We start from the raw sequence: 26,579 nt of genomic DNA on the forward strand, positions 1-26,579 counted from the left end.
TTTAATTAATATCAAAAGTAGTAAAATTACATAAACGAAAGTTTATCCTTTTACAGTATATGCAATGGTACAAATACTAATACTTATATGGGTTGTTTTTAACAATTCATTACAACATGCTTCAAGTGTAGCTCCTGTAGTAACAACATCATCAACTAATAACACATGTTTATTTTTAAAAACTTTAAGGTCATTTAAATGAAATTTAGTATCATTTTTAGAAAAACGCTCAAACCGTTGTTGTAAAGTTTGTGTTTTAGACTTTGAGGCACGTATTAGTTTATATGGCATATAACTAATTTCTAATTTTTTACTCAACGTTTTTGCAAATTTTGTAACTTGATTATATCCTCGTTGCTTCTCTTTAGAAGGATGTAAAGGCACAGGAACGATGTAATCTACATTAGAATAAACATTCTCCTTTTTTAATTCATGAGCAAACCAATTTCCTAAAAAAACACCAATATTTTCTTGATTTTTATATTTTAACTCATGAATTATTTTTTGTGTAATTCCCTGTTTGTTATAATATAAAAAAGAATGTATACTTTGTAATGAAACTCTACCATAAAAAACCGCCTGTAACATTTGTTGTGTTACCTCGTTATTATATATAATTGGTACTCTGTGTTTACAACAAGTACATAAAAACAATTCTGTTTTTAATAAGATTATTGAGCAATTTATGCATAAATTAGGGAAAAATAAATAGAATATTTCTTTTAAAAATCGCATCTTTACTGGCAAGTTTTTAAGAGAAAGATACAAAAAATCATAATACTTTATTTTGGGGAAAAAATTTAAGTTTTTTAAAGAAGCAGTAAAAAATTATAAAACTTCTGGTACTGTAGTTCCGAGTTCTAAATATTTAGCAAATAGAATGACAACTACAATAAATTTTGAAAAAGCAAATGTTATTGTTGAACTTGGGTCTGGTAATGGGGCAATTACTAAAAATATTTTACAAAAAATTCAGCCGAACTCTACCTTAATTTGTTTTGAAATAAATGATGTTTTTTATAACGAATTAAAAAGAATAAATCACCCTCAATTAATTGTACTAAAAGAATCTGCCGAAAAAATTGATGTCTTACTTAAGAAACTAGGTTTTGATGATGCTAGTTACATCATTTCTAGCCTGCCTTTAACAATTATTCCTAAAAAAACATCAACCACTATTTTACAAAAAAGCTATACAGTTTTAAATAAAAATGGATTATTTATTCAATATCAATATAGCCTTTCTTACTACAAAAAACTTAAAGATGTTTTTGGGAAAAATATTACTTTAAGTTTCGAAACTTTAAATTTCCCTCCTGCTTTTGTATACAAATGTGCTAAAAAATAGTATTTTAGCACGTAATAGGTTATATTATTCATCATAATTTCCCCTTAGTGATGGCTCTAAAAAGTTTTAAAAATAAAGGTTTAATCGCCTTTTTAGTTGTCTTTATTATTGCAATTGGTTCTTTAGCATATCAAAATGCTAGAGATTTCTGGCAACTTAAAGATGCTTTTGATTCTGAAAAACAACAGTTAGAAGGAGAGCTAGATAGTGTTATCAAAAACTACCAAAACGCTATTAACAAAAATGGCAAATACACTTTAAAATTAAATGAAGAACTATTAAAAGTAGTTTTACTTAAAGATACCATTAAAAGTTTAAAAACATCTAATTATAATTTATTACGGTTTTATAGAAAAAGAATTTCAGTATTAGAGAAGGAAAATAAAGAACTATTAAGTAAATTAGACTCTTTAAACTCTATAAACAAAGAATTGTTTACTGAAAATGACAGTGTTAAGAGTGTTTTAACTGAAAAAGAATACTTAAATTCAAAGCTCTCTAGAAGTAATAGGATTTTAACTAAAAAAGTAGCTTCAGCAGAAGTTTTAGAAGTTGAAAAAGTAATTATAGATGCCATGAAAAAGAAAAGCAATGGTAAAATGACCACCACTTATAGATCATGGAAAGCATGTGGTTTTAAAATACAATTTGAATTGCTTGAAAATAAAATAATTGACAAAGGAACTAAGCCAATACACATACAGTTAATTAACCCAAAAAATGAAATAATTGCTGTAAATGGAAAGATAAAACTAAAAAATGGAGAAAAAATTATTTTTAGCGATTTTATAAATGCAGATTATTACAATAAAAAACTGTCTGTAATGTCGTTTATAAAAGTTAATAAAGATAAATTAGAAAAAGGAATTTATAAAGTAAACATATATGTAAATAAAATATTTACAAAACAATCAACTATTAAACTAAAATAAACATTTAAATCCCCCTTACCATGAATTCAAGAACCGTTAAAAATGTCACGCTAATCGTTTTATTAATCTTAATTCTATTTTTAACCCTAAATTCTTTTAAAAAATCGAGTGATCTTAAGTATTTACAAAATGTTTTTACAGAAGAAAAAGCTGATTTACAAAACAATTTAGATGAAATGATTAAAGATTACACGGATGTAGTTATCAGAAAAAAAAGTCTTTCTAAACGATTACGTGTAGAAATACAAAAAATGAAAAATTTAAGAGATTCTGTAGCAAACTTAAAAGGTGATAACTACAATTTAATAAGACGATATAGAAGTAAAATAAGTAGCTTAGAAAGAGAAAACAGAAGATTATTTATTAAAATTGATTCTCTGAATACTGCAAACGAAGTATTGACACAAGAAAATGTTATAACAAACGAAATTCTTAGCCAAAAAGAAACCATTAATACTGAATTAACCGAAAAATATAAAAAACTAGAAGAAAAAGTAGCTGTTGCTTCAAAAATCGACATAAGTCCTGTAAAAGCTATTGCTATGAAAGAAAGAAGTAGTGGGAAACTAACTTCTACATCAAGATCAAGTAGAACAGATGCTTTTAGAATAAATTTTGATTTACTTGAAAATGAAGTTACAAAATCAGGTAAAAAAATGATCTATATTCAGATAATCGATAAAGACAAAAAAGTAATCACTCCTAAAGGTAAAGCACGTTTAAACAATGGAGCAAGAATTATGTATAGCGACTCTGTTACTGTTAACTATAACAATGACAAACTTAGCTTGGTATCTTTTGTTTTAGTAAACAGAGACGATATTAATAAAGGAAAATATACTATTAGTGCTTTTGTTGATGGTGAATATTCAGGTAACTCAGTCGTAAGTCTTAGGTAAAAATCTTTAAAAAACTAAAAAATGAAGTGAAGATTAAAAAATCTTCACTTTTTTTTATGTAATTAACAATAGTTTAAAAGCTTATTATATTTTTGCAATATGGCAAAACAAGAAGATCAATTTAAAAAGGTAATATCGCACGCTAAAGAATATGGTTATATTTTTCAATCATCTGAAATTTATGACGGATTAAGTGCTGTGTATGACTACGCCCAAAATGGAGTAGAGTTAAAGAAAAATATTCGCGACTATTGGTGGAAAGCAATGGTACAAATGCATGAAAATATTGTAGGTATTGATGCCTCTATATTAATGCACCCAACCACATGGAAAGCTTCCGGCCACGTAGATGCTTTTAATGATCCTTTAATTGACAATAAAGACAGTAAAAAGCGTTATAGAGCTGATGTTTTAATTGAAGACTACTGTGCTAAAATTGAAAACAAAATTGAAAAAGAGGTTAAAAAAGCTGAAAAACGATTTGGCGACTCTTTTAATAAAGAAGAATTCATTACAACTAACGGACGCGTTTTAGGGTATCAAGAAAAAATTAACACCATTTTAAGTAGGTTAGGTAAATCATTAGAAAATGAAGATTTAGCCGACGTAAAAACCTTGATTGAAGAATTAGAAATTGCTGATCCTTTAACTGGTAGTAAAAATTGGACCGATGTTAAACAGTTCAATTTAATGTTTGGTACCAAATTAGGTGCTTCTGCTGAAAGTGCCATGAACTTATATTTACGTCCGGAAACGGCGCAAGGTATCTTTGTTAACTTTTTAAACGTTCAAAAAACTGGACGCATGAAAATACCTTTTGGAATAGCACAAACAGGTAAAGCATTTCGTAATGAAATTGTGGCTCGTCAGTTTATATTTAGAATGCGTGAATTTGAACAAATGGAAATGCAATTTTTTGTAAAGCCTGGAACTCAAAAAGAATGGTATGAACAATGGAAAGAAAATCGTTTAAAATGGCATTTATCTTTAGGTATCAACAAAGATAACTACCGTTTTCATGATCATGAAAAGTTAGCTCATTATGCTGATGCTGCTTCAGATATTGAATTTAAATTTCCTTTTGGTTTCAAAGAGTTAGAAGGAATTCACTCACGTACTGATTTTGATTTAAAAGCTCATGAAGAGCATTCTGGTAAAAAATTACAATACTTTGATCCTGAAGAAAACAAAAACTATGTGCCATATGTAGTTGAAACTTCTATTGGACTAGATAGAATGTTTTTAGCCGTTTTCTCAAATTCTTTACAAGAAGAAGAATTAGAAAATGGAACTACAAGAACAGTTCTGAAATTACCTGCAGTTTTAGCTCCTACAAAAGCAGCTATTTTACCGTTAGTTAAAAAAGATGGATTGCCTGAGATAGCGCGCAAAATAGTTGAAGATTTAAAATGGGACTTCAATGTGATTTATGATGAAAAAGATGCTGTAGGGCGTCGTTACAGACGTCAAGACGCTGCTGGTACTCCTTTTTGTATTACTGTTGATCATGATACTTTAGAAGATAATATGGTTACCATACGTCATAGAGATACCATGGAACAAAAACGCGTTAAAATTGAAGAATTAAGAGCCATAATTAAACAAGAAGTTGATATACGCTCTTGGTTAATGAAAATGTAAAAAACTCTATTTATAACTTTATAAAATGGCCTGTCTGATAATTCATGATAGGCTTTTTCTTTTTAGATTAATACTTAAACAACATATACAAGAATAGAAATCTTAAAAAAATCGTCCTCCTATCTTCATATTGGTGATTATTCAAGCTCCATATAACTGAAAAATCTAATGAACAACTAACTAAAGAAACATTGAAATAGCTTCACATTACTAGTAGTAATGCAAAAAGAAACTTATTAGGAAGTTTCCATGAAATTAAAGGAAAATATCTTCAACTCTGTCTCAATGAGTTTGACTATAAAATTACTCGAATTTACATTGGCGAAAAATTATTTGATAGGTTCGTAATTGATTGGCTAGCATTAAAGAAAGAGGTAAATATCTTGTTTTTTCTAAAAATATCTACTTAATGATGTAACGTTTTAAGTTTTTTATTGTTATCAAAATAGTACCAATCTAATGAAATTTAATAATTATGTTAACGAAATACAGTATTCTATTTTTTTCTTTAAGTGTTTTAGTAATGTTTAGTTGTTTAAAAAATAAGCAGGATTACACTACTGATAAAATAGCATATACTTTATCATGGGACGGTAAATCTTCTACATTAAATGTACACTTAAAAATTCCCACTAAGGGAGAAAAGGAGATTATACTAGTTCATACTCCTGATCCTTTTGACATCAAATTTGAATGTATTTCAGAACTAACCATAAAAGAAAATCTTCCATACATAAAGAAAAATAATAAGTATACAATACAAAATAAAGATAATAAAGCTCTTATAGAAGTTAATTACACGATAAACGGTAAAAATAAATACGAAGAAAAAGAAAAATTAAAGACTCATGATGTGTATAGGATGTATTTTCTTCCTGATATTAAAGAAGATTATCTATCACTATCCGGAAGTCATTTTTTATTGAATCCTGAAAACGAAGCAATAGCATCACTATTAAATACCGTTTCGTGGAAAAATGTACCTGAATATTTAAATAAATTCGATGTTATTAACGATAAATTAGTAACGACATCAGAGGTAAATAATTCCATTTTTATTTTTAGTAGAGATTTAAAAGTTGAAGAGTTTGACATAAATAATATTCCTCATTACCTAATTGATGTAGATAAATTAGCACCTCATAATCAAGAAAAGGTTACAGAAGCTGCAAAAAAATTAGTACCAAACACCCTACGTTTTTTTAATGATTATGATTTTCCATATTACTTAGCCTATGTTAGACAACCACCTGTAGCTAAATTAGCAAAGAATATCTTAGGTAAGAGAAAAGGAGCCATGTCTGCAATGGCTAAAGGGAATGGTTTTACCGCTGCTGTATTAGGTGAAATAGGAGAGCATGAATCTTTAATAATCCTCCATGAATCACTTCACAGGTGGTTTAAATCTCTAGGAAAAACATTTGAACACCTTTGGTTTAATGAAGGGTTCAACGAGTATGTAACTTTTTATATGGCAGCAGGATTAGATTATATAAGTAGAGAAAAATTTGAGGAAAATCTAAATAATAACTTGAGGTATTATTATTCAGTATTAAAGAATTTTCCAGAAAAAAGAAATAATGACTATGTTAGAAAAAATGTAGAAAGAGATCGCAGTTTAATGGGAGCTAACTATATTAAGGGGTTCATTTTTGCTTTTTATTTAGATAATAAAATAAGATTGTCAAGCAATGGATCAAAAACATTTCAAGATTTGATGATTGATTATGCAATAGTGAGGAGAAATACAAAACTTCCACTGGGACAAAATATTAGCTTAGCTTCTTTTGAAAAAATAGTAGCAAACTATTTACCTTTAAAAGAAGTTCAATCCGATATAAAAAAATACATGATTAAGGGAGCATATATAGACTTTGGTAAAGAAAAATTGATGAATGGTATAACTTTAAAAATGAAACCTATAGTTAATTCTAGAAATGGTCAAACAGATACGATTCCAGTGTTTAAGTATTTGTCAAAAAATAAAATGAACGAAATGTTTGAGTTTTAAAAATCGTATTTTTTAATAAATATCCGTAAAAAAGGGTAATTTATAAATAATACTTATGCCAAATGTATAAAACGGAAGATTAACTATCTAATTTTTAATTAATTAAAAAAAGCAACAACCATTGCTAGCTGTTTTTTGACTAATGCCGAATTGCTGTCTTTTTCTTTCCTCTTTTATTAAAATTCTACTTTGCAAACCTTAAAAATTGTCATTACGAATGATACCTAGTGAAGTGAAGTAATCTCATAGATAGCTATTTAACAGATTGCTTCTTTCGTTCCTCATCGGAATGACGTTCAAATTGTTTTTATGTTCCAGAAAACATATACTTAAAGTTAAAAGCTTGCTGAAGCGAGAAAGACTATTATTGGTATTCAAAAGTTTATTTTAAGAGAATATAAAAACTATCCGCAATTGCAGCCTTTATTACAGTTTTTATCATTCTTAGATGTAACAAAGAATTTTCTAATTAAAAAAACGACCGCTAAAAAAACAATAGTATATGTTATAATTTCCTGCATTAGTTTAGGCTTTGAAAAGAAATTAATGCAAATACATATGCCAATATACCCATACCCACCAATTGAAGTACAGGCCATTTCCAGCTTTTTGTTTCACGTTTAACAATAGCTAGGGTAGCCATACATTGCATAGCAAACACATAAAACAATAGTAAAGAAATACCTGTAGCAAAATCAAATCTTTTTTTACCTGTATCAGGATTTATTTCAGATTCCATTTTTTGCTTAATAGTAGTAATATCTTCGTCATCACTTTCTACACTATAAATAGTAGCTAAGGTACCGATAAACACCTCACGCGCAGCAAAAGAAGCTATTAAACCAATACCTATCTTCCAATCGTATCCAAGAGGTTTCACTATTGGTTCAATAGTTTTACCCATAATACCTATATAGGAATTCTCTAATTTTGCTGAAGCTATTTTTTGATGTAACTCTTTGCTTGAAAGCCCCGTTTCTATATTCTTTTCAGTAATCACTTTTTCAACATTTTCATAAGAAGATGGCCCATGAGAGGCTAAAAACCATAAAACAATTGAAATAGCTAAAATTATTTTTCCTGCCCCAAAAACAAATGCCTTTGTTTTCTCTAAAACATCTAAAAAAACATTTTTTAAAGACGGTAATTTATAGTTAGGCATTTCTACAACAAAAAACGTAGTACTTTTTATCTTTAAACTTTTGTGAAGTATATATGCAGCAATAATAGCCGATGCAAAGCCCAACAAGTATAAACTTAATAAAGTTAGTCCTTGTAAACTTAAAACACCAAAAACCTTGGTGTCAGGAATTATCAAAGCAATTAATATAGCATATACTGGTAACCTAGCGGAACAAGTAGTAAAAGGGGTTACTAAAATAGTAATTAAACGTTCTTTCCAACTTGATATAGTTCGAGTTGCCATGATAGCTGGTATAGCACATGCGGTTCCTGATATTAATGGAATAACACTCTTTCCACTCATTCCAAAACGTCGCATGATTTTATCCATTAAAAACACCACCCTACTCATATATCCTGTTTCTTCTAAAACAGCTATAAATAAAAATAAAATGGCTATTTGAGGTATGAATATAACTACACCGCCTATTCCAGGAATAATTCCTTCGGTTAACAAATCGGTAAGTTTTCCTTTCGGGAATATTTCTTTTGCTTTATCAGTAATATCTGCAAATAAATTGTCAATAAAATCCATTGGAGTAGAAGCCCAATCAAAAATTGACTGAAATATTACTAACAATAATCCAAAGAAAATAATATACCCAAATATTTTGTGAGTAAAAATAGCATCTAATTTTCTTCTTACACCTTTAGCCTTTGATGTATCAACACTGTATGTTTTTTTTAAAACTTCATTTATCTGCTGGTAACGATAAATAGTTTCTTTGTGCTGATATTTTTTTTCTTTTGAAATATCATTTTTTAAAAGTAGTAACTCCTCTTTTTCTTCAGCCGTTAAAAGTGATGTTTGATTTTTTGTAAGCATTAACCATAATTCATAAACTGAAAAACGAGTACTTATTTCTTTTAATTTTTGAAAAAATTCTACATCAATCTTTGAATAAATTTGAGCAAAATTTGAAGATTTAATAACGTTATTTAAAGTAGTTACTACATTTTTAAGCGCATCTATCCCCTTATTATTTCTGGCAGAAATTAATACTACTTTTGTTTGTAATTCTTTTTCTAAAGCCTCAATGTTAATTGAAATTCCTTTTTTCTCTATTTGATCAGCCATGTTTATTGCCAATACAGTTGGGATTTCTAAGTCTTGAATTTGAGAAAAGAGTAACAAATTTCTTTTTAGGTTTTCTACATCAGCAACTACTACTATTATATCAGGAATGTCCTCTTTATTTGGACTCATTAACGTTTTAAGTACAATACTTTCATCAATTGAAGTAGGGTTTATACTATAAGTTCCTGGCAAATCAGTAATCACCGCCATCTTACCACCTGGCAGCTTACAAGTTCCTTGTTTTTTATCAACAGTTACACCTGGATAATTCCCTACTTTTTGAGTTAATCCTGTTAATTGATTAAATAAAGATGTTTTTCCTGTGTTTGGATTTCCTATTAATGCTACTTTAATCTTAGTGCTCATCTTTAAAATTTCGTTACTTCAATTTGACAAGCGGTTTCTTTACGTATCGCTAAATGGCTACCATTTACACAAATGTAAATAGGATCTTTTAAAGGAGCTATTTGTAACAATTCAACCTCTGTTCCTGGTAAACATCCCATTTCTAATAATTTTAAAGGTATCTTGTCTAAGCAGCTATCAGATATAATTCCTTTCTCCCCGATTTTTAACGATGCAATTGTACTCAAAAAAAATTGTGTTAGCTAGCAAAGATACTAAACACCTACTTTTTATACTACTTATTCATAATCTAAATTCTATTTACAAAATACTTATTGTTCACTCTTAGTGAAATAGTATATTTGTACTATGACTTTCGAGGAAATTATTGGACAAGAGCACATCAAAAATCATTTAAAAAAATCTGCTGAAAATGGAAGAATACCACATGCTCAATTATTTATAGGTAAAGAAGGATCTGGAACCTTGCCAATGGCGATTGCATATGCACAACATTTACTATGCAGTTTTTCTGAAAATAAAGAAGCGTGCTCAATAAAATGTACTAAACTTCAACATCCCGACTTACATTTTGCTTTTCCAGTAACCACAACAGACTCTGTAAAAAGACACCCGGTAAGTAATTTATTTTTAGAAGAATGGAGATCTTTTATTAAAGAACAACCTTATGGAAGTTTATTTAATTGGCTACAACATATTGGTGTAGAAAATAAACAAGGGCAAATCGGTGTTGATGAAGCAGAAGATATTGTAAAGAAATTACAATTAAAATCATATGAAGGTGGTTTTAAAGTAATGATAATTTGGATGGCAGAAAAAATGAACATTGCTGCATCAAATAAATTATTAAAACTAATTGAAGAACCTCCTAGTAAAACTATCTTTTTACTAGTAACAGAGGATGAGGGGCAAATCATTAACACTATAAAATCAAGATGCCAAGCATTACACTTTCCAGCCATAGGTAATTCAGATCTTGTAAAAAGTTTAATTCAAAGAGAAGGTATTGAACAAAATGAAGCTTTAAAATTAGCACATCAATCAGAAGGAAACTACAACAAGGCCGTTCATTTATTACACAATAACTCAAACGATACAGTATTCGAAGAGTGGTTTATTACCTGGATACGTAGTGCTTTTAGAGCTAAAGGAAATGCAGCTGTAATTCAAGATTTAATCGGCTGGTCAGAAGCAATTGCTGCGTCTGGTAGAGAAACACAAAAGCAATTTTTACAATACTGTTTACAGTTTTTTAGACAAGCACTGCTGCTGAATTATGGTACTCCAGATTTAGTTTTCTTAGAAACTACCTCTCCTAATTTTGATTTATCTAAATTCTCTCCTTTCATTCATAGTGGAAATATTTTAACTATAGAAAAAGAAGTAAGTGATGCTCAATATCATATTGAACGTAATGGAAATGCTAAAATAATTTTATTAGATTTATCCATTAAACTAACCCGTCTTTTACACACGAAAGAAGAAAAAATTAAAGCATAATGAGAAAAATCCGCCTTCTAACATCTATTATTATAAGTTCACTGGCTGCATTAAGTGCATTAAGAAACAGAAAATTATCATCATACATGCTTGAAAATTGAAAAACTAAAAAACATTTTTGAAAAATTGATAACTCTAAATAACATATCACTCCGTATTCGAATATTTTTATCAATGATATTATTAATATTATTGGCATCTATATTAATTGTTTCCGTTACCATTTATCAATACGATGAACAAACAAAGGAATATAACACTCAACGTTTTGGAAGAAAAGAAGAAGCTACCAAACATAATATCGATATAGAGTTAAAGAATACCACATATGCTGTTACCACTAACAACCTTTCTAAAATTTTTCAAAATCAAAATAAAATTTATGAAATAGCTACCATACATAAACTTACTATTTCTATGTATGATATGAATGGAAAACTGTTAAATTCATCTATTCCGTATAGTTTTGATAAAGCTAAAGAAATTGCTCTATCAAAAGATATCCTAATGCAACTTGCAGTTAATTCTAACCACAGGGTTGTGCCTCCTGGTAAAGAAGAAAAAGGGGTTACATATCAATCTTCCTATACTTATATCAATGACTCTCGTCTTAAACGTATTGGTATTCTACAATTGCAAATAGCACAAAGTAACGAAGATCAAAAAAAGGAGTTACGAGAATTTATGTCAAGGTTATTGTTCGTTTATTTATTCATGTTTGTTTTAGCTATTATACTAGCATATTTACTTTCAAGTTATATTACTAGATCTATCCAAACTATATCTCAAAAAATTAAAGAAACTCGTTTAAATAAACGGAATGAAAAAATTACGTTAGAAGCCGCTAGTTCAGAAATTAATTCACTTGTTGAATCATACAACAATATGATTGACCAATTAGAAGAAAGTGCTGTAAAATTAGCACAAAGTGAACGTGAACAAGCATGGAAAGAAATGGCAAAACAGGTTGCCCATGAAATTAAAAACCCATTAACCCCGATGCGATTATCTGTTCAAAGTTTTGAAAGAAAATTCAACCCTGAAGCTCCCAACATAAAAGAAAAACTAACAGAATATAGCCAAACACTTATTCAACAAATAGATGTAATGAGTTCTATCGCCTCTGCTTTTTCTGATTTTGCGAAAATGCCTACACAACGTCGTGAAAAATTAGATGTTGTTGAAGTTGTAAAACATGCCTTAGATATTTTCAATGAAGACTACATTATTTATATTGCTGAAGAATCAAACTTATTAGCTAATCTAGACAAAACACAACTAATACGTATTGTAACTAATTTAGTTAAAAATGCTACTCAGGGAATGAAAAAAGATGGTACACCTCCTAAAATAGAGGTGAAAGTAGCATCAGAAAACAACAATGTTAAAATTACTGTTTCTGATAATGGCAAGGGGATTATTGAAGAAAATAAAGACCTTATTTTTGAACCAAAATTCACTACCAAAACAAGTGGAATGGGACTGGGGTTACCTATGATTAAAAAAATTATTGAAACCTACGATGGCTCTATTAATTTCACATCAACTGAAGGCATAGGAACTGTTTTTACAGTAATTTTACCAAAAACTTAATAAAAAACATCCAAAAAACATAACTTACTATAATATGAATTTTGAAAATATTTTAATTGAAAAAAGTAACGAACTAGCGACTATAACAATTAATCGCCCCAAAAAATTAAATGCGTTAAATAAAAATACAATTGAAGAACTTCATAACGCTTTCGAAGCTTTAGATAACGATTCATCTACAAAAGTTATCATAATCACTGGTAGTGGTGAAAAAGCTTTTGTTGCTGGCGCTGACATTTCTGAGTTTGCTCATTTTTCTGTTGAAGAAGGTGGTAGATTAGCAAAAAAAGGACAAGAAATGTTATTTGACTTTGTTGAAAACCTATCAACACCGGTTATTGCTGCTGTAAATGGTTTTGCTTTAGGTGGTGGGTTAGAATTAGCAATGTCATGCCATTTCAGAATCGCTTCTGATAATGCTAAAATGGGACTTCCTGAGGTTTCTTTAGGAGTAATACCCGGATATGGAGGTACACAACGTTTACCGCAGCTAGTTGGAAAGGGTAAAGCCATGGAACTAATTATGACAGCAGGAATGATTAATGCAGATGAAGCGAAAGAATGTGGCCTTGTAAATCATATAACCACACCGGAAGAATTGCTTCCTTTAGCTGAAAAATTAGCAAGTAAAATTATGAGAAACTCTTCAGTTGCAATCAGCGCAGCCATTAAAGCCGTTAATGATAATTTTAAAGATGGAGTTAATGGGTTTGAAACAGAGATATCTGAATTTGGAAATTGTTTTGGTACTGAAGATTTTAAAGAAGGGACAACTGCCTTCCTTGACAAAAGAAAACCTAATTTTCCTGGTGCTTAATTTATGAACTACCTAAGAGTAATAATATTATTATTTTTATTTTTCTGTGCAGTTACCTCTTCTGCACAGGAATTTAAAGATAGCATTTATAAAAAGGAATTCCTTAAACTTACTGATTCACTACAAAAAAATACTGAAGTAAGAAAAAGTATTTCTTTCATGAAAAAAATGCTGTTTTTAGCAGAAAAAAATAAAGATACTTTTAGAATAATTCAACTTTTACACACCATTGGCAGAAGAAATCAATTTATAAATGAAAACCATTCCTCTATTGTTTTTTTTAAGAAAGAACTAAACCTTTTAAACAATAACAACTTAAATTTTAAGGAAAAAGACATTCTAAATAAAGCTAAAATAGCTCCAGTAGAAGTTTTAGCACAATTAGGAAATAATTATTCTGCTATAGGAAACACTAAATTAGCTTTAGACTACTTTTATAAAAGTGAGAACATAGCAAAAACAGAAAGTTTAGAATTTTATAAAGCTGTTCTACCAATTCTTATTGGAGGAGTAAAGTTTAAAGCCAATAACTATAAAGATGCTTTAAAAGAGTATAAGAGAGGGTACAAATTTCTTAACGAAACAACAGAAATAGATATTACCAACAAACGATTTAATTCTTCTTTAACCCTAATATATATTAGCAATGCTTATTTAAAATTAAATCAGCTTGATTCAGCAAAAATTTCAATAAAAGAAGGCATTGAAAAAGGTTTAGATACAATTAATGATTTAGTACGTATTAATTTTCAATCGCAAATTGGACGTTTACTTCTAGAAGAAAAAAAACACAAAAAAGCTCTTAGCCAATTTTTAAAACTAAAGAAAATATGCGACGAATATGATAAAAGTTCTGGTATTACATACTACTATAAGGATTTAGCAGAAGCATATACTAAGATCTTTCAGTACGACTCAGCTATTGCTGTTATGCACAAAGGTATTGATATAATGAAAACCAAAACTAAAGAGTTTAATTTAGTGGAAGATTATAAAGCTTTAGCCAAAATATATAAACTCTCTGGCAACATAGAAAAGTCAAATAACTATTATGAAAAATACGTATTAAATCAATCTATTTTAGATAAAGAAAAAAGAGAAATCCTTACCTCTTTCCATAACAAAGAAATAGAAAATTTAACCTCTGAAAAAAAAGCTCAACAAAAAAACACCTCTTATTTAGTAGTAACCGGAGCGTTAATAATTTCTTTATTACTATTATTTTTATTTAAAACTTCTAAGAAGAACAAAAAGGATTCAGCTTCTTTTAATGAATTAATAAGTAAAATACAGCAATTAGAAGAGCGACAAAAAGTTATTGACACTAAAGATAAAACTATAGAAGAAAAAAATACTCTTGATATAAATCAGGAAACTTATCAAGAAATTTTATCTGGTTTAAAAAAACTAGAAGAGCACCATTATTTTTTAAAACAGGACTGTAACTCATATAATGTAGCCAAAAAAATAAAAACTAATACGTCATATTTATCTAAGGTAATAAACGCTCATTATCAAAAAAATTTTAACACATACATTAATGATTTGAGAATTAATCATGCCGTGTTAAAGTTAAAAGAGAACAAGCAATTTAGAGCTTATTCCATACAATCTATTTCAGAAGAAATCGGATACAAAAGCACAGATTCTTTTACTAAATATTTCAAAAAAAGAACAGGGCTGCTTCCTTCAGTTTATATAAAAAAACTAAATTCAATTTCTTAAAACCAACTAATTTAACAACTAAAAACGTTACAAGTATACCCTAAATTTATAAAATTAGGGTTCAAATATTCTTTTCAAAAAAAAACAGCAAAAACAACATAAAACACTCAAAAACAACAGTTTTAACAAGTGTTTTCACCTCCCTATTTTTCTAAAAACAGGTTTCTATAACTTGTAATATACTTTTTTTCGTTAAATCTTTGTAGAAGAAATTCAACATAAAAATAATTCTAATAAATGATGAAAACAACACCAAAAACTATATTTATAATATTTCTGTTTTTAATATTAGGAGGCGTATTGGGCTATATTATTAGTTCTTCAATACATTCATTTGATAACTCTAAAAAAATACTTAAAGTATTAAAAGAAAATTGTGATTGTAAGGAAATTAACCAAATTTTATACGCTACAGGAGTTCAATATGGTAAAAATGGATTAAGTACCGAAAAAGGAGAATATGAACTAATTGATTGCGAGTTTTCATCTTTAAAAAAAGAAGTTGAAAGGATACAGCAAATACTACATAATAAAGTTGACAACTTTAACAAAGTTGATTTGCTAGAGTTGGACTTTATAAATGGTAAAAACTCACAAACTGTAATTATAAAAAAAGGAATTATTCAATAAATAAAAAAATTATGATAGTAATAATAACAAAAATAATATTAGCAACTGTAAGCTTTATTTTAATCGTTTTACAGAATATTCTCCAATAACATAAAAATTCAACCTTACTATTTAATTATGGCTACAATATTAAACATATTTAAACTAGTGTATGTTTATTCCATAAAAAAACAGCGTCTAAAAAAAATCAAAACGCTGTTTCTTAAGTTAAGGGAAAAAAATTTTATCGGGGACCATATTCCAAACATACACTATTTTTTTAAAATACACAATTAACATTAAATTTATTTTTTGTTAACATATAGTTTACATTAAATATAAATAACAGTTAAGCCCATTCAGTAAAAAACTGTTTCAAAAACACTTCCATAAAATCATGCCTTTCTTGAGCAATCTTTCTTCCAGTTTTGGTATTCATTTTATCTTTTAACAATAATAACTTTTCGTAAAAGTGATTTATTGTCGGTGCTTTAGATTTCTTATACTCTTCTTTACTCATAGACAGGTTAGGAAGAATATTAGGATTATAAATTTCTCTATTCTTAAAACCTCCATAATTAAAACAACGTGCAATGCCAATAGCACCTATCGCATCTAACCGATCAGCATCTTGAATAACATCAAGCTCAGCAGATTTAAATCGTTGTCTAAAATTACCTCCTTTGAAAGAAATATTGGTAATTATATTTTCTACATGAATTATAATATCATTGCTAACCTTATTATCTTCTAAAAATGACCGCGCCTTTTTGGGACCTACAGATTCATCTCCGTCATAAAATTTACTATCTGCTATATCATGCAACAAAGCACCCAAAGCAACTACAAATTCATCTACTTTTTCATTTTTAGCTATTAGCAAAGAATTTTTATAAACTCTTTCTACATGAAAAAAATCATGACCTCCTTCTGCTCCTTTAAGTATTTCTTTTACAAAAGTTATTGTATTATTTATAATTTCTTTTTTATCCATAAAACAAAAATACATCAAATAAAAAACCCTAAGCTATTTGCCTAGGGTATTCATTTTGTCAAAAAAGTAAAAGTTTATGCTAAAACTTTATTTTTTAGTATGTCGTTTTTAACTAAATACTCGGCTATTTGGATTGTATTTGTAGCCGCACCTTTGCGTAAATTATCAGAAACAATCCACATATTTAATGTATTTGATTGAGATTCGTCTCTTCTAATTCTTCCTACAAAAACTTCATCTTTATTATGAGCATTAATAGGCATTGGGTATACATTTTCCTTTACATTATCCTGAACTATGACTCCTTCTGTTTCCGTCAAGATTTCACGTACTTTAGCCAAATCAAAATCGTTTTCAAATTGAATATTTACAGATTCTGAATGACCTCCAGCTGTAGGTATTCTAACAGCTGTAGCTGTAATAGAAAAAGAATCATCTCGTAAGATCTTTTTTGGTTCCTTTACCAGCTTCATCTCCTCTTTAGTATATCCGTTTTCTAAGAAAACATCACAATGAGGTAAAGCATTTCTTCCTATTGGATGTGGATATGCCATTTCTCCTTCTACCCCTGCTTCTTCATTATCTAATTGCTGAACAGCTTTCACCCCTGTTCCAGAAACCGACTGATAGGTTGAAATCACAACACGTTTCATTCTGTATTTCTTATGTAACGGACCTAATGCCATTACTAACTGAATTGTAGAACAATTAGGATTCGCTATAATTTTATCTTCTTTCGTTAATACGTCTCCATTAATTTCGGGTACTACTAACTTCTTGGTAGGATCCATTCTCCACGCAGATGAATTATCTATAACGGTTGTTCCAACTTCGGCAAACTTTGGAGCCCACTCTAAAGAAGTTTCTCCACCAGCAGAAAACAAAGCAATATCTGGCTTCATTTGTACAGCTGTAGCCAAATTTACTACTGAATATTCTTTCCCTTTATAAGATAATAACTTACCTACTGAGCGTTCAGACGCAACAGGAATCAACTCTGTTACTGGAAAGTTTCGTTCTGCCAATACTTGCAACATTACATTACCTACCATTCCGGTAGCTCCAACAACTGCTATTCTCATTGTTTTTTATTTTTTATAATATGTTATAACTGTTTATATAATAGTTACAAAGGTTTAAAAAATAACTATTAGTTGTATATTAAATCTAGTTTTTTTTAATCTCTCGTTTAATTATTATCAAATTAAGCTCAAAAAGATACATTTTAAACAATAAAGCTTAAAAAAGCAGTACCTTTGCCATCATTCTTATTAAAGAATAGAAATAAATTTTGTTTAACTAAAAAGTATAGCATGCAACTGTACAACAAGTTAAGTGCGATAGAACGCGCTGCACTAATTGACGAAGCGGGAAAAGACCGTTTAACTATTTCTTTCTATCAATATCATAAAATAGAAAACCCTCAATTATTTAGAGATAAATTATTCCTAGAATGGAATGAATTAGATGTACTAGGAAGGGACCTACGTATCTTACGAAGGTATTAATGCTCAAATTTCTGTTCCTTCTGACAGAATGATTGAGTTAAAAAATCAATTAGATGCCATCTCATTTCTAAAGAACATACGTTTAAACGTAGCTGTAGAGCAAGACAATAAATCATTTTTAAAACTAAAAGTAAAGGTTCGAAACAAAATTGTTGCTGATGGATTAAACGATGACACATTCGATGTTACCAATAAAGGTGTTCATTTAAGTGCCAAAGAATTTAATGACATGCTAGCAAACCCTAATACTGTTTGTGTAGATATGCGTAACCACTATGAAAGTGAAATTGGTCATTTTGAAGGAGCGGTAACACCAGACGTTGATACTTTTAGAGATTCTTTAGATATTATTGAAGAAGACTTAAAAGAACATAAAGAAGATAAAAACCTTTTAATGTACTGTACAGGTGGAATACGTTGTGAAAAAGCATCTGCTTATTATAAACACAAAGGGTTTAAAAATGTTTTTCAACTAGAAGGAGGTATCATTGAATATACTCGTCAAGTAAAATCAGAAGGTATAGAAAACAAGTTTTTAGGAAAGAATTTTGTTTTTGATCATAGAAGAGCAGAAAAAATTACTGATGATGTAATTTCAAACTGTCATCAATGTGGCAAACCTTGTGACACTCATACTAATTGTGCAAATGAAGGGTGTCATTTACTGTTTATTCAATGTGATGATTGTGCTGAAAAAATGGAGAACACATGTTCTTCTAAATGCCAAGAAATAATTCATTTACCATATGAAGAGCAGAAAGAACTACGCAAAGGAACTCACGCTAGCAACAAAATTTTTAAAAAAGGACGTTCTAAAGAATTAAAATTCAAAAAATAAGAGTAAAGCTCCTTCACAAAACCAGATAAAAACTCTTAATACTCAAAATAGTTTAAGCTGAGAGTTAAAATTACTCTTACTAACATAAATTCTAAGGCTCTCAATTGAGAGCTTTTTTATGCTTTTACGTATCTTTGTAAAAACTTTTTTGGATGAAAAAACATTTTCCACTTATAGTAAAAATTTCATTGATTTCTGTTTATTTAATTTTTTTGGCGGGTTCTGTTGTTCGAATGACTGGATCTGGAATGGGATGTCCTGATTGGCCAAAATGTTTTGGATACTACATTCCTCCAACTTCTGAAGAGCAAATTACTTGGCAACCAAACAGCAATTATAATAAAGGAATGATTATTGTTAAGGACAACACATTGTTTGTTGCCCAAAACAATATAAAAACCACCGATGAATTTAACACAAATAATTGGGGAAAATACACAAAACACTCCTACGCTAAATTTAATAAATATCATACTTGGACAGAATACATAAACCGATTGGCTTCAGTTTTATCGGGCTTTGTTTTTTTATTTTTAATAGTTGGAGCAAGTAAATTTTGGAAAGAAAACAAAACAATTACATTAGTAGCCTTTGGGGCTTTTTTATTAATGTTATTTGAAGCCTGGCTAGGAAAAACTGTGGTTGATACCAACTTAAAACCTACAGTTATTACCATTCATATGGTTGCTGGACTTATTATTATTGCTCTTTTATTATACTTAGTATTCATAACCTCTAACAAAAAAACTGTTTTTCAATACAATAAAACTTTTAACAAACTGCTTGTCATTTCAGTAGTCTTCTCTCTAATACAGATTGCTATGGGAACACAAGTGCGACAGTTTATTGATGAACAAGTAAAATTATTTGGTTTTGAAAACAAAGAATACAGTTTAATGGACCCTAGTTTTAAATTTTACTTTCATAGATCTTTTACCATTGCAATTGTATTGGTTAATTTAGGTCTTTTTTATTTAAATCAGCTTAAAAATTTAGGTTATAATTTAGTAAACTGGATTGTTTTTTTAATTTTTTTAGAAACAATTACTGGTATTTTAATGTACTATGCTGAATTCCCTATAGGAACCCAAGCAACCCACTTATTAGCAGGAGCAATTTTATTTGGACTACAATTTTACTTATGGTTACAGAGTAGAAAAATGGCTACTAACTAAAAACAAAATAAAGCCACCCCACAAGTAGTGGGAAAACCAAAATGGCTGTATTAAAAGTGCTCCTTATATAAGAATATTGATTAAATTTCTTTAATCCTAAAAATAGAATTTTAAGAGATAATAAACTAAAAATAATAGTGCTTATAAAATTCAAGAGCCTAAAAACATCAAAACCTACCATTTGACTAGTATGCATAGCTCTTAAAGTAAATTTAAAAGAATCTCCTATAATTACAGGAACTAAAGCATAAGCATATAATGAGCAAATTTCAATATAAGACGCTTTGCCTTTTAGTAATTTTCCTGCCTTATGAATAATTAAGCTGAAAATAATTCCGAAAAACACACTTAATAAAACAGCTAGAACAAGAAGAAACAAGTTATGAAAAAAAGAATATGTAGCGTTTTCTTCATCAAAATTAAGAAGAAACCTTACAAAACTAAAAAAAGAAAAAATCACTAAGGTTTCTCTATATAAATCATCTTCATATTTATCATCTAAAAGCGATAATCCTTTTGATGTTTTAAACATCAAATAATATAGCATTCTCATTTTTACAGCAAATTATTTTTAACTTCTTCTTAATTCTCCCATTGAAGACTTTCCATCATACGAATCATATCTTTTTTAATATGTGCTACTGCTGGTAGAATTGAATCATAATTTGGTTTTACATAAAAAAACAAAGACCCCTTTATAAAGTGTTTGGTACTATCAGTTACATGAAATTGTATTTGTGAGGCAGCATTACCGGCTATCTCACACATTTTCCCATATACTTTGTTCTCTTTATTAGAAAAATCTCTCCATGAAATATGATCAGCTTTTACAGTATGCTCTATCACTAATTTTTCAGCCTCAACGAATAACTCTTTTAAATTATCGTTTATTGGTCTGTACGTAATATCAACAGATGCTTTCAATTTTGGATACTGGATTTTTAACCAACTCTGAGGTAAATACTTTATTTTAGTATTCTTTGCTACATCAAAATTATAAGGCTTCTTAATTCCTAACCTGTTATATCCTAACTCAGGATATTCTAAACTTAAATATGCTTTTGGCTTTGGAGTAGTTGCTTCTCCACAACTTATCATTATAATTGCTATTAGAAGCAAAATTGTTTTACGCATTCCGTGTTGCTTTAACTTGTTTTATACGTTTTTTGTCTAACGCTTCAATAGTAAACGTATAATTACTAAAGTTTATTTTCTCTCCCTTTTAGGAAACTTTCCTGAAATTTCTAAAATAAATCCAGCTAAAGTTTCACTTTCTCCTTTTTCTTCTTCAAATTTTTCTTCGTCATCATCTCCTAAAACTTTACAAAAATCTCTGATTGTTATTTTCCCATCAAAAATATAATTGTTTTCATCTAATTTAGAATACGATAAATCTTCATCATCAAACTCATCATTAATATCACCAACTATTTCTTCAATTACATCTTCAAGAGTTACAATACCACTTGTTCCTCCATATTCATCAACAACAATTGCTAGATGTTTTTTCTTCTCTTGAAACTCACTTAACAAATCGTCTAACTTTTTATTTTCTGGCACAAAAAAGGGTTCTCTTACCAAAGATTGCCATTTGTAAGTAGTTTTATTTAAATGCTTCAATAAATCTTTCGCATATAAAACGCCTACTATTGTATCAATATTTTCATGATAAACAGGGTTACGTGAATACCCATTTTTTAAAATAATTTTAAGTACTTCGGCATAACTAGTCTCATCAGAAATAGCACAAACATCTGTTCTTGGCTTCATTATTTGCACAGTTTCCGTATTCCCAAAAGTTACTATCCCTTCTAAAATTTTCTGTTCTTCTTTAGTAGTAGCATTATCTGATGTTAATTCCAACGCCTGAGATAGTCTTTCTACAGATAAATTATTATTTTTATTACCTAGCTTATTTTCAACTACACTTGTTAATTTTATAAGTGGAGAGCTTAATGGTGTTAAAATAGTATTTAAAAATTGTATTGGTTTTGCCATAAAATTAGCAAACTGCATAGATTTTCTTGTTGCATATACTTTAGGTAAAACTTCTCCAAATAATAAAATTAAAAAAGTTACGAATACAACTTCAATAAAAAATTTGAATCCACCTGATAAACCACTAAAAAGATCTTCTCCAAGTGAAGCAAAAATTAAAACAATTAAAATATTTATAAAGTTATTTGTTATAAGAATTGTCCCTAATAACTTCTTAGGGTTTTCAAGTAATTTTACAACAATACTTTTCCCTTTCGTTTTTTCTGAAAGATTATCTATTTCAATTTGAGAAATAGAAAAAAAAGCAACTTCTGTTCCTGATATTAAGGCTGAACAAATTAGTAAAACTAGTAAAACAACAAAATTAAGTGTCATTAACCAATTAACAATCAAATACATATTTAAAAACAGTTCGGGGTCTGTATCCAAAATTTAAATTTTAATTAAACTAGAATGGTAAATCATCGTCTTCACTTGAAACAATTTTAATATTTTCATTATTATTTACCTGTTGTTGTGGCTGACTTTGCTGAGGAGAAACCATAGTGTTTGGATCTTTTTTAGTAGATAGGAAGGTCATATCTTGTACCTGTATCTCAGTAGTATATCTTTTTTGACCATCAACTTCGTACTGACGATTTTTAATTCGTCCTTCAATATAAACTTTATCTCCTTTGGTTAAGTATTTATCACAAATTTCAGCTAATTTATTACGAACTACGATATTATGCCATTCAGTATTTGTTATTTTTTCTCCAGTTTGGCGGTTGGTATAGGTTTCATTGGTAGCTATAGGAAAACGGCCTATTGCATTACCTCCTTCAAAGTAGTGCATTTTTACTTCATCACCAAGATGCCCAATTAAAATAGCTTTGTTTACTGTTCCAGCCATAGCTTTATAGTTTTGTGTAAAATCAAATATACAAAAATTACTTTTCTAACTTTAAAAATTCATTTAAAAACTTATCTATTAAAACAGGTACAGGCTGTATTTTTATTTTATCCCAACTTGTTGTTGCTTCCTTTATAAAAGGTGTCTTAATAATCCAAAACTGAGTATATAAATGCTGGTGTGATAGTTTATGAATTATTTCCTTTTTATTAAATAACTTGATGGATACCTTTTTTGAAAATAAATTCTTAAAAACATCCAAATCTATTAATTCATCAACATCAATGTATTTGTCTGTTTCAATTAAAGGAAATTGATATAGCCCCTCCCAAATACCTTTTCCTTTTCTTTCTTCTAAAATTGTTTGATTAGAATCGGTTACCACCACCAAATAATTAAAAAACCTCTTTTTAATTTTCAGTTTCTTTTCTTTTTTGGGCAATTCTTTCACTAAGTTTGAATTGAAAGCAATACATCCTTCTGAAAACATACAACAATCACATAAAGGATTTTGTGGTTTACAATGTAATGCTCCAAAATCCATAATTGCCTGATTGTAATTGCCAGGATTTTTATAATCAATTAAACTTTGAGCTAACTCTTTAAACTCTTTAATTCCCTTTGTTATATTAATAGGTGTTTCTATTCCAAAATAACGTGACAAAACCCGATATACATTCCCATCAACAACAGCAACCGGCTCATTATAACATATAGAGGCTATCGCAGAAGCGGTATAATCACCTACTCCTTTCAACTTTAACAAATTTTTATAATTACTAGGAAAGACCCCATTTAATTCATTTGCAACATATTTTGCTGTATAGTGTAAATTTCTTGCTCTAGAATAATAACCTAGACCTTGCCATAGTTTTAACACCTCATTTTCTTCAGCTTTTGCCAAATCGAAAACAGTTGGAAAAGCCTCTGTAACCCTTAAAAAATAGGGCAATCCCTGAGCAACTCTTGTTTGTTGTAACATAATTTCACTTAACCAAATAAAATAAGGATCCTTTGTTTTTCTCCAAGGTAAAGATCTATTATTTTGTAAATACCACTGTATTAATTCTTTATGAAAAACCATCAAATAAAATTAGATGTGCAAAACTACTGTATTTAGTTTGTTTTTTTTTAAGTTTAATTTTTTTCGGAATAGATTAATTATCATATATTTGCATCCTCAATTTTTAAAGAAAACAAATCAAAATATATTTACAATGACAAAAGCAGATATCGTATCTAAAATTTCAGATAAGAGCGGAATTGAAAAAGCAGATGTATTAGCAACTGTTGAAGCATTCATGGAAGAGGTAAAAGAGGCATTAGAGAATGGCGATAATGTTTATTTAAGAGGTTTTGGAAGCTTTATTATTAAACAAAGAGCAGAAAAAACTGGTAGAAACATTTCAAAGAATACAACTATTAAAATACCAGCTCACAACATCCCTGCATTTAAACCTTCAAAAGTTTTTACAGAAGGAGTTAAAGCTAAAGTAGCTGTAAAGTAATTTTGTAAATAAAAGTATTAACCAAAAACCAAGTATCATTGGTTTTTATAAAACATTATTAATTATGCCAAGTGGTAAAAAAAGAAAGAGAGCTAAGATCTCTACACACAAAAGAAAGAAAAGAGCAAGAGCAAATCGTCATAAGAAAAAGTAAGCTACCGCTTACTTTTTCTTCGTTTGCTTAAAAGCTTACAAAAGTTCATTGACATTAAGGTTTAAACACCTTAAAACGGTATTAAAAATACCTGTTTACAAATTTTAACCCGTCTTCGTAAACATATTTACGTTGGCACAAAACTACATTCAGATGAAAACAGAATTAATAATTCGTTCAAATTCTTCTGATATTGATTTTGCCTTACTAAGAGATGGTAAACTTATTGAATTAAATAAAGAAACAAGCGACAATAAATTTTCAGTTGGAGATATTTTCCTAGCAAAAATAGGAAAAGTAATGACTGGTTTAAACGCCGCTTTTGTAAATGTTGGATACCCTAAAGATGGTTTTTTACACTATCATGATTTAGGTCCACAAGTACAATCTTTAAATAAATTCATTAAGAAGGTAAGCACAGGTAAATACAAAGAATTCACTTTAAAAAACTTTCGTTCTGAAGAAGATATTAACAAAGACGGAAGTATTAATGATGTACTAAAATCAGGTCAAAATTTATTAGTACAAATTGTAAAAGAACCCATTTCTACCAAAGGTCCCTCGAATTAGTTCAGAGTTATCTATTGCTGGTAGATATTTAGTATTAGTTCCTTTTTCGAATAGAATTTCAGTTTCACAAAAAATAGCTGATACAAAAGAAAAAGAACGTTTAAAAAGATTAGCAAAAAGTATCAAACCAAAAGGGTTTGGACTTATTTTACGTACTGTTGCTGAAGGCAAAAAGGTAGCAGAACTAGATAAAGATTTACAAAACTCTCTTGAACGTTGGAAAACAACATGTAAACATATTGCAAACACAAATACTCCAACTAAAATATTAAGTGAGTTAAACAGAGCATCTTCTATTTTAAGAGATGTAATGAATGATTCTTTTACAAACATAGTAACCAACGATGAAGCCTTAAAGGTTGAAATTAAAGAATACCTACAGGAAATTTATCCTGAAAAAGAAAAAATTGTGAAACTACACAAATCACAGATGCCTATTTTTGAAAAATATGGTATTGAAAGACAAATTAAAACATCGTTTGGAAAAACAGTTTCGATGAGCAAAGGTGCTTATTTAGTTATTGAACACACTGAAGCTTTACATGTTATTGATGTAAATAGCGGAAATCGTTCAAACAAAGCACTAAGCCAAGAAGAAACAGCTTTAGAAGTCAATTTAATAGCTGCCACTGAAATCGCAAGACAATTACAGTTAAGAGATATGGGTGGTATAATAGTTGTTGACTTTATTGATATGAAAAGTGCTGATAACAGGCAAAAATTATATCAACATTTAAAAGAAGCGATGTCTTTTGATCGAACAAAGCACAAAATATTACCTCCAAGTAAATTTGGATTAGTACAAATTACAAGACAACGTGTAAGACCTGAATTACACATAAAAACAAGAGAACCAAATCCTAATAAAAATGGAGAAGTTGAAGCTCCTATTATTTTATTAGATAAAATTGAAGCAGAATTAGAACGTTTAATTAACAGCGAAAAAAATTATACCAACATTACTTTAAATGTACATCCTTTTATTGCTGGTTACTTAACTAAAAGTCTAAACTCTATTCGTTTTAAATGGTTTTTAAAACACAAAAAGTGGATTAAAATATTACCTAGAGATGCCTACCAATACTTACATTATAAGTTTTTTTATAAAAAAGCTAAAAACAATGGTAAGTAAGGTTTAATCTTATTATGAAATAAAAAGCCCTTTCCAATTAATTGGAAAGGGCTTTTTTTGTACCCAAAAAAATTACATACTTCATTTTAAAATGAAGTATGTTTTTAGT

Annotated in this window: 22 protein-coding genes and 4 pseudogenes; 15 read left to right on the top strand and 11 right to left on the bottom strand. The window is 28.9% G+C overall.

What is annotated here, in order from left to right; genetic code table 11:
- Positions 1-42: 42 nt before the first annotated feature.
- Positions 43-735 (bottom strand): ComF family protein, encoded by a 693-nt coding sequence (locus ACMFBB_RS10890; RefSeq protein WP_435260812.1) that lies wholly within the window; start codon positions 733-735, stop codon positions 43-45.
- Between the two features lie 52 nt (positions 736-787).
- Between ACMFBB_RS10890 and ACMFBB_RS10895 the strand changes: the two genes are divergently transcribed.
- From ACMFBB_RS10895 to ACMFBB_RS10920, 6 genes and pseudogenes are all read left to right on the top strand, one after another.
- Positions 788-1,348, top strand: coding sequence for a class I SAM-dependent methyltransferase (locus ACMFBB_RS10895; protein ID WP_435260813.1), 561 nt, complete (start codon positions 788-790; stop codon positions 1,346-1,348).
- A 50-nt stretch (positions 1,349-1,398) separates the two neighbouring features.
- Complete coding sequence (locus tag ACMFBB_RS10900; protein ID WP_435260814.1) at positions 1,399-2,280, top strand: hypothetical protein; 882 nt, start codon at positions 1,399-1,401, stop codon at positions 2,278-2,280.
- A gap of 20 nt (positions 2,281-2,300) precedes the next feature.
- Positions 2,301-3,179 (top strand): hypothetical protein, encoded by an 879-nt coding sequence (locus tag ACMFBB_RS10905; protein ID WP_435260815.1) that lies wholly within the window; start codon positions 2,301-2,303, stop codon positions 3,177-3,179.
- Positions 3,180-3,278: 99 nt separating this feature from the next.
- The gene (locus tag ACMFBB_RS10910; RefSeq protein ID WP_435260816.1) at positions 3,279-4,820 is read left to right on the top strand and encodes a glycine--tRNA ligase; all 1,542 of its coding nucleotides are present in this window, start codon (positions 3,279-3,281) and stop codon (positions 4,818-4,820) included.
- A gap of 108 nt (positions 4,821-4,928) precedes the next feature.
- Positions 4,929-5,230 (top strand): annotated as a pseudogene (locus ACMFBB_RS10915) (hypothetical protein); the annotation flags it as partial.
- 65 nt (positions 5,231-5,295) lie between these two features.
- The gene (locus ACMFBB_RS10920; RefSeq protein ID WP_435260817.1) at positions 5,296-6,831 is read left to right on the top strand and encodes a hypothetical protein; all 1,536 of its coding nucleotides are present in this window, start codon (positions 5,296-5,298) and stop codon (positions 6,829-6,831) included.
- A gap of 404 nt (positions 6,832-7,235) precedes the next feature.
- Here the strand turns inward: ACMFBB_RS10920 and ACMFBB_RS10925 are convergent, their stop codons facing one another.
- Genes ACMFBB_RS10925 through ACMFBB_RS10935 form a run of 3 tightly spaced genes read right to left on the bottom strand, consistent with a single transcriptional unit; the run spans position 7,236 to position 9,684 of the window.
- Complete coding sequence (locus ACMFBB_RS10925) at positions 7,236-7,430, bottom strand: FeoB-associated Cys-rich membrane protein (protein ID WP_435260818.1); 195 nt, start codon at positions 7,428-7,430, stop codon at positions 7,236-7,238.
- On the bottom strand, positions 7,352-9,457 hold the full coding sequence (gene feoB, locus ACMFBB_RS10930; protein ID WP_435260819.1) for a ferrous iron transport protein B: 2,106 nt from the start codon (positions 9,455-9,457) through the stop codon (positions 7,352-7,354). The genes ACMFBB_RS10925 and feoB overlap by 79 nt, the downstream gene beginning before the upstream one ends.
- Positions 9,458-9,459: 2 nt before the next feature.
- Positions 9,460-9,684, bottom strand: coding sequence for a FeoA family protein (locus ACMFBB_RS10935; protein ID WP_435260820.1), 225 nt, complete (start codon positions 9,682-9,684; stop codon positions 9,460-9,462).
- Positions 9,685-9,805: 121 nt separating this feature from the next.
- Between ACMFBB_RS10935 and ACMFBB_RS10940 the strand changes: the two genes are divergently transcribed.
- The 5 genes from ACMFBB_RS10940 (at position 9,806) to ACMFBB_RS10960 (ending at position 15,722) form a co-directional block, all read left to right on the top strand.
- Positions 9,806-10,957, top strand: coding sequence for an ATP-binding protein (locus tag ACMFBB_RS10940; protein WP_435260821.1), 1,152 nt, complete (start codon positions 9,806-9,808; stop codon positions 10,955-10,957).
- Between the two features lie 174 nt (positions 10,958-11,131).
- Positions 11,132-12,550 (top strand): sensor histidine kinase, encoded by a 1,419-nt coding sequence (locus ACMFBB_RS10945; RefSeq protein ID WP_435260822.1) that lies wholly within the window; start codon positions 11,132-11,134, stop codon positions 12,548-12,550.
- 34 nt (positions 12,551-12,584) lie between these two features.
- Positions 12,585-13,367: an enoyl-CoA hydratase/isomerase family protein gene (locus ACMFBB_RS10950; protein WP_435260823.1), complete on the top strand. Its 783-nt coding sequence runs from the start codon at positions 12,585-12,587 to the stop codon at positions 13,365-13,367.
- 3 nt (positions 13,368-13,370) lie between these two features.
- Positions 13,371-15,092 (top strand): helix-turn-helix domain-containing protein, encoded by a 1,722-nt coding sequence (locus ACMFBB_RS10955; RefSeq protein ID WP_435260824.1) that lies wholly within the window; start codon positions 13,371-13,373, stop codon positions 15,090-15,092.
- 237 nt (positions 15,093-15,329) lie between these two features.
- The gene (locus tag ACMFBB_RS10960) at positions 15,330-15,722 is read left to right on the top strand and encodes a hypothetical protein (protein ID WP_435260825.1); all 393 of its coding nucleotides are present in this window, start codon (positions 15,330-15,332) and stop codon (positions 15,720-15,722) included.
- Positions 15,723-16,050: 328 nt separating this feature from the next.
- Here ACMFBB_RS10960 and ACMFBB_RS10965 read toward each other — a convergent pair whose 3' ends face one another.
- Together ACMFBB_RS10965 and ACMFBB_RS10970 are read right to left on the bottom strand one after the other, a co-directional pair.
- Complete coding sequence (locus ACMFBB_RS10965) at positions 16,051-16,695, bottom strand: HD domain-containing protein (RefSeq protein WP_435260826.1); 645 nt, start codon at positions 16,693-16,695, stop codon at positions 16,051-16,053.
- 74 nt (positions 16,696-16,769) lie between these two features.
- Positions 16,770-17,777 carry an aspartate-semialdehyde dehydrogenase gene (locus ACMFBB_RS10970; RefSeq protein WP_435260827.1) on the bottom strand — a complete coding sequence of 336 codons (1,008 nt, stop codon included), beginning with the start codon at positions 17,775-17,777 and terminating at the stop codon, positions 16,770-16,772.
- 231 nt (positions 17,778-18,008) lie between these two features.
- On the opposite strand from ACMFBB_RS10970, the pseudogene ACMFBB_RS10975 reads away from it, so the two are divergent.
- Both ACMFBB_RS10975 and ACMFBB_RS10980 read left to right on the top strand, forming a co-directional pair.
- A pseudogene (locus ACMFBB_RS10975) lies at positions 18,009-19,041 on the top strand (rhodanese-related sulfurtransferase).
- A gap of 152 nt (positions 19,042-19,193) precedes the next feature.
- Entirely contained in the window at positions 19,194-20,216 is a 1,023-nt protein-coding gene (locus tag ACMFBB_RS10980; RefSeq protein ID WP_435260828.1) for a COX15/CtaA family protein, read from the top strand.
- On the opposite strand, the gene ACMFBB_RS10985 is transcribed toward ACMFBB_RS10980, so the two are convergent.
- The 5 genes and pseudogenes from ACMFBB_RS10985 to mutY all read right to left on the bottom strand — a co-directional run bounded on the left by ACMFBB_RS10985 (position 20,209) and on the right by mutY (position 24,190).
- On the bottom strand, positions 20,209-20,769 hold the full coding sequence (locus ACMFBB_RS10985) for a YIP1 family protein (RefSeq protein ID WP_435260829.1): 561 nt from the start codon (positions 20,767-20,769) through the stop codon (positions 20,209-20,211). The two genes, ACMFBB_RS10980 and ACMFBB_RS10985, sit on opposite strands and share 8 nt — an antisense overlap.
- A gap of 29 nt (positions 20,770-20,798) precedes the next feature.
- Positions 20,799-21,350, bottom strand: a complete 552-nt coding sequence (gldD, locus tag ACMFBB_RS10990) for a gliding motility lipoprotein GldD (protein ID WP_435260830.1) — start codon at positions 21,348-21,350, stop codon at positions 20,799-20,801.
- A pseudogene (gene gldE, locus ACMFBB_RS10995) lies at positions 21,343-22,643 on the bottom strand (gliding motility-associated protein GldE). Before gldE ends, gldD begins: the two are co-directional and overlap by 8 nt.
- A 19-nt stretch (positions 22,644-22,662) precedes the next feature.
- Positions 22,663-23,106, bottom strand: coding sequence for a single-stranded DNA-binding protein (locus ACMFBB_RS11000; protein ID WP_435260831.1), 444 nt, complete (start codon positions 23,104-23,106; stop codon positions 22,663-22,665).
- Between the two features lie 37 nt (positions 23,107-23,143).
- Positions 23,144-24,190 (bottom strand): A/G-specific adenine glycosylase, encoded by a 1,047-nt coding sequence (mutY, locus tag ACMFBB_RS11005; protein ID WP_435260832.1) that lies wholly within the window; start codon positions 24,188-24,190, stop codon positions 23,144-23,146.
- Positions 24,191-24,323: 133 nt separating this feature from the next.
- On the opposite strand from mutY, the gene ACMFBB_RS11010 reads away from it, so the two are divergent.
- On the top strand, positions 24,324-24,614 hold the full coding sequence (locus ACMFBB_RS11010; protein WP_093869432.1) for an HU family DNA-binding protein: 291 nt from the start codon (positions 24,324-24,326) through the stop codon (positions 24,612-24,614).
- A 307-nt stretch (positions 24,615-24,921) separates the two neighbouring features.
- A pseudogene (locus tag ACMFBB_RS11015) lies at positions 24,922-26,470 on the top strand (Rne/Rng family ribonuclease).
- The last annotated feature ends 109 nt before the right edge of the window (positions 26,471-26,579 follow it).

This window comes from Tenacibaculum sp. nBUS_03 (assembly GCF_051201695.1).
Lineage (GTDB): Bacteria > Bacteroidota > Bacteroidia > Flavobacteriales > Flavobacteriaceae > Polaribacter.

Coding starts and splice junctions, on each gene's coding strand:
- ACMFBB_RS10890 (WP_435260812.1), bottom strand. CDS start 735: ATGCGATTTTTAAAAGAAATATTCTATTTATTTTTCCCTAATTTATGC.
- ACMFBB_RS10900 (WP_435260814.1), top strand. CDS start 1,399: ATGGCTCTAAAAAGTTTTAAAAATAAAGGTTTAATCGCCTTTTTAGTT.
- ACMFBB_RS10905 (WP_435260815.1), top strand. CDS start 2,301: ATGAATTCAAGAACCGTTAAAAATGTCACGCTAATCGTTTTATTAATC.
- ACMFBB_RS10910 (WP_435260816.1), top strand. CDS start 3,279: ATGGCAAAACAAGAAGATCAATTTAAAAAGGTAATATCGCACGCTAAA.
- ACMFBB_RS10920 (WP_435260817.1), top strand. CDS start 5,296: ATGTTAACGAAATACAGTATTCTATTTTTTTCTTTAAGTGTTTTAGTA.
- ACMFBB_RS10925 (WP_435260818.1), bottom strand. CDS start 7,430: ATGGCCTGTACTTCAATTGGTGGGTATGGGTATATTGGCATATGTATT.
- feoB (WP_435260819.1), bottom strand. CDS start 9,457: ATGAGCACTAAGATTAAAGTAGCATTAATAGGAAATCCAAACACAGGA.
- ACMFBB_RS10940 (WP_435260821.1), top strand. CDS start 9,806: ATGACTTTCGAGGAAATTATTGGACAAGAGCACATCAAAAATCATTTA.
- ACMFBB_RS10945 (WP_435260822.1), top strand. CDS start 11,132: ATGATATTATTAATATTATTGGCATCTATATTAATTGTTTCCGTTACC.
- ACMFBB_RS10950 (WP_435260823.1), top strand. CDS start 12,585: ATGAATTTTGAAAATATTTTAATTGAAAAAAGTAACGAACTAGCGACT.
- ACMFBB_RS10955 (WP_435260824.1), top strand. CDS start 13,371: ATGAACTACCTAAGAGTAATAATATTATTATTTTTATTTTTCTGTGCA.
- ACMFBB_RS10960 (WP_435260825.1), top strand. CDS start 15,330: ATGATGAAAACAACACCAAAAACTATATTTATAATATTTCTGTTTTTA.
- ACMFBB_RS10965 (WP_435260826.1), bottom strand. CDS start 16,695: ATGGATAAAAAAGAAATTATAAATAATACAATAACTTTTGTAAAAGAA.
- ACMFBB_RS10970 (WP_435260827.1), bottom strand. CDS start 17,777: ATGAGAATAGCAGTTGTTGGAGCTACCGGAATGGTAGGTAATGTAATG.
- ACMFBB_RS10980 (WP_435260828.1), top strand. CDS start 19,194: ATGAAAAAACATTTTCCACTTATAGTAAAAATTTCATTGATTTCTGTT.
- ACMFBB_RS10985 (WP_435260829.1), bottom strand. CDS start 20,769: ATGAGAATGCTATATTATTTGATGTTTAAAACATCAAAAGGATTATCG.
- gldD (WP_435260830.1), bottom strand. CDS start 21,350: ATGCGTAAAACAATTTTGCTTCTAATAGCAATTATAATGATAAGTTGT.
- ACMFBB_RS11000 (WP_435260831.1), bottom strand. CDS start 23,106: ATGGCTGGAACAGTAAACAAAGCTATTTTAATTGGGCATCTTGGTGAT.
- mutY (WP_435260832.1), bottom strand. CDS start 24,190: ATGGTTTTTCATAAAGAATTAATACAGTGGTATTTACAAAATAATAGA.
- ACMFBB_RS11010 (WP_093869432.1), top strand. CDS start 24,324: ATGACAAAAGCAGATATCGTATCTAAAATTTCAGATAAGAGCGGAATT.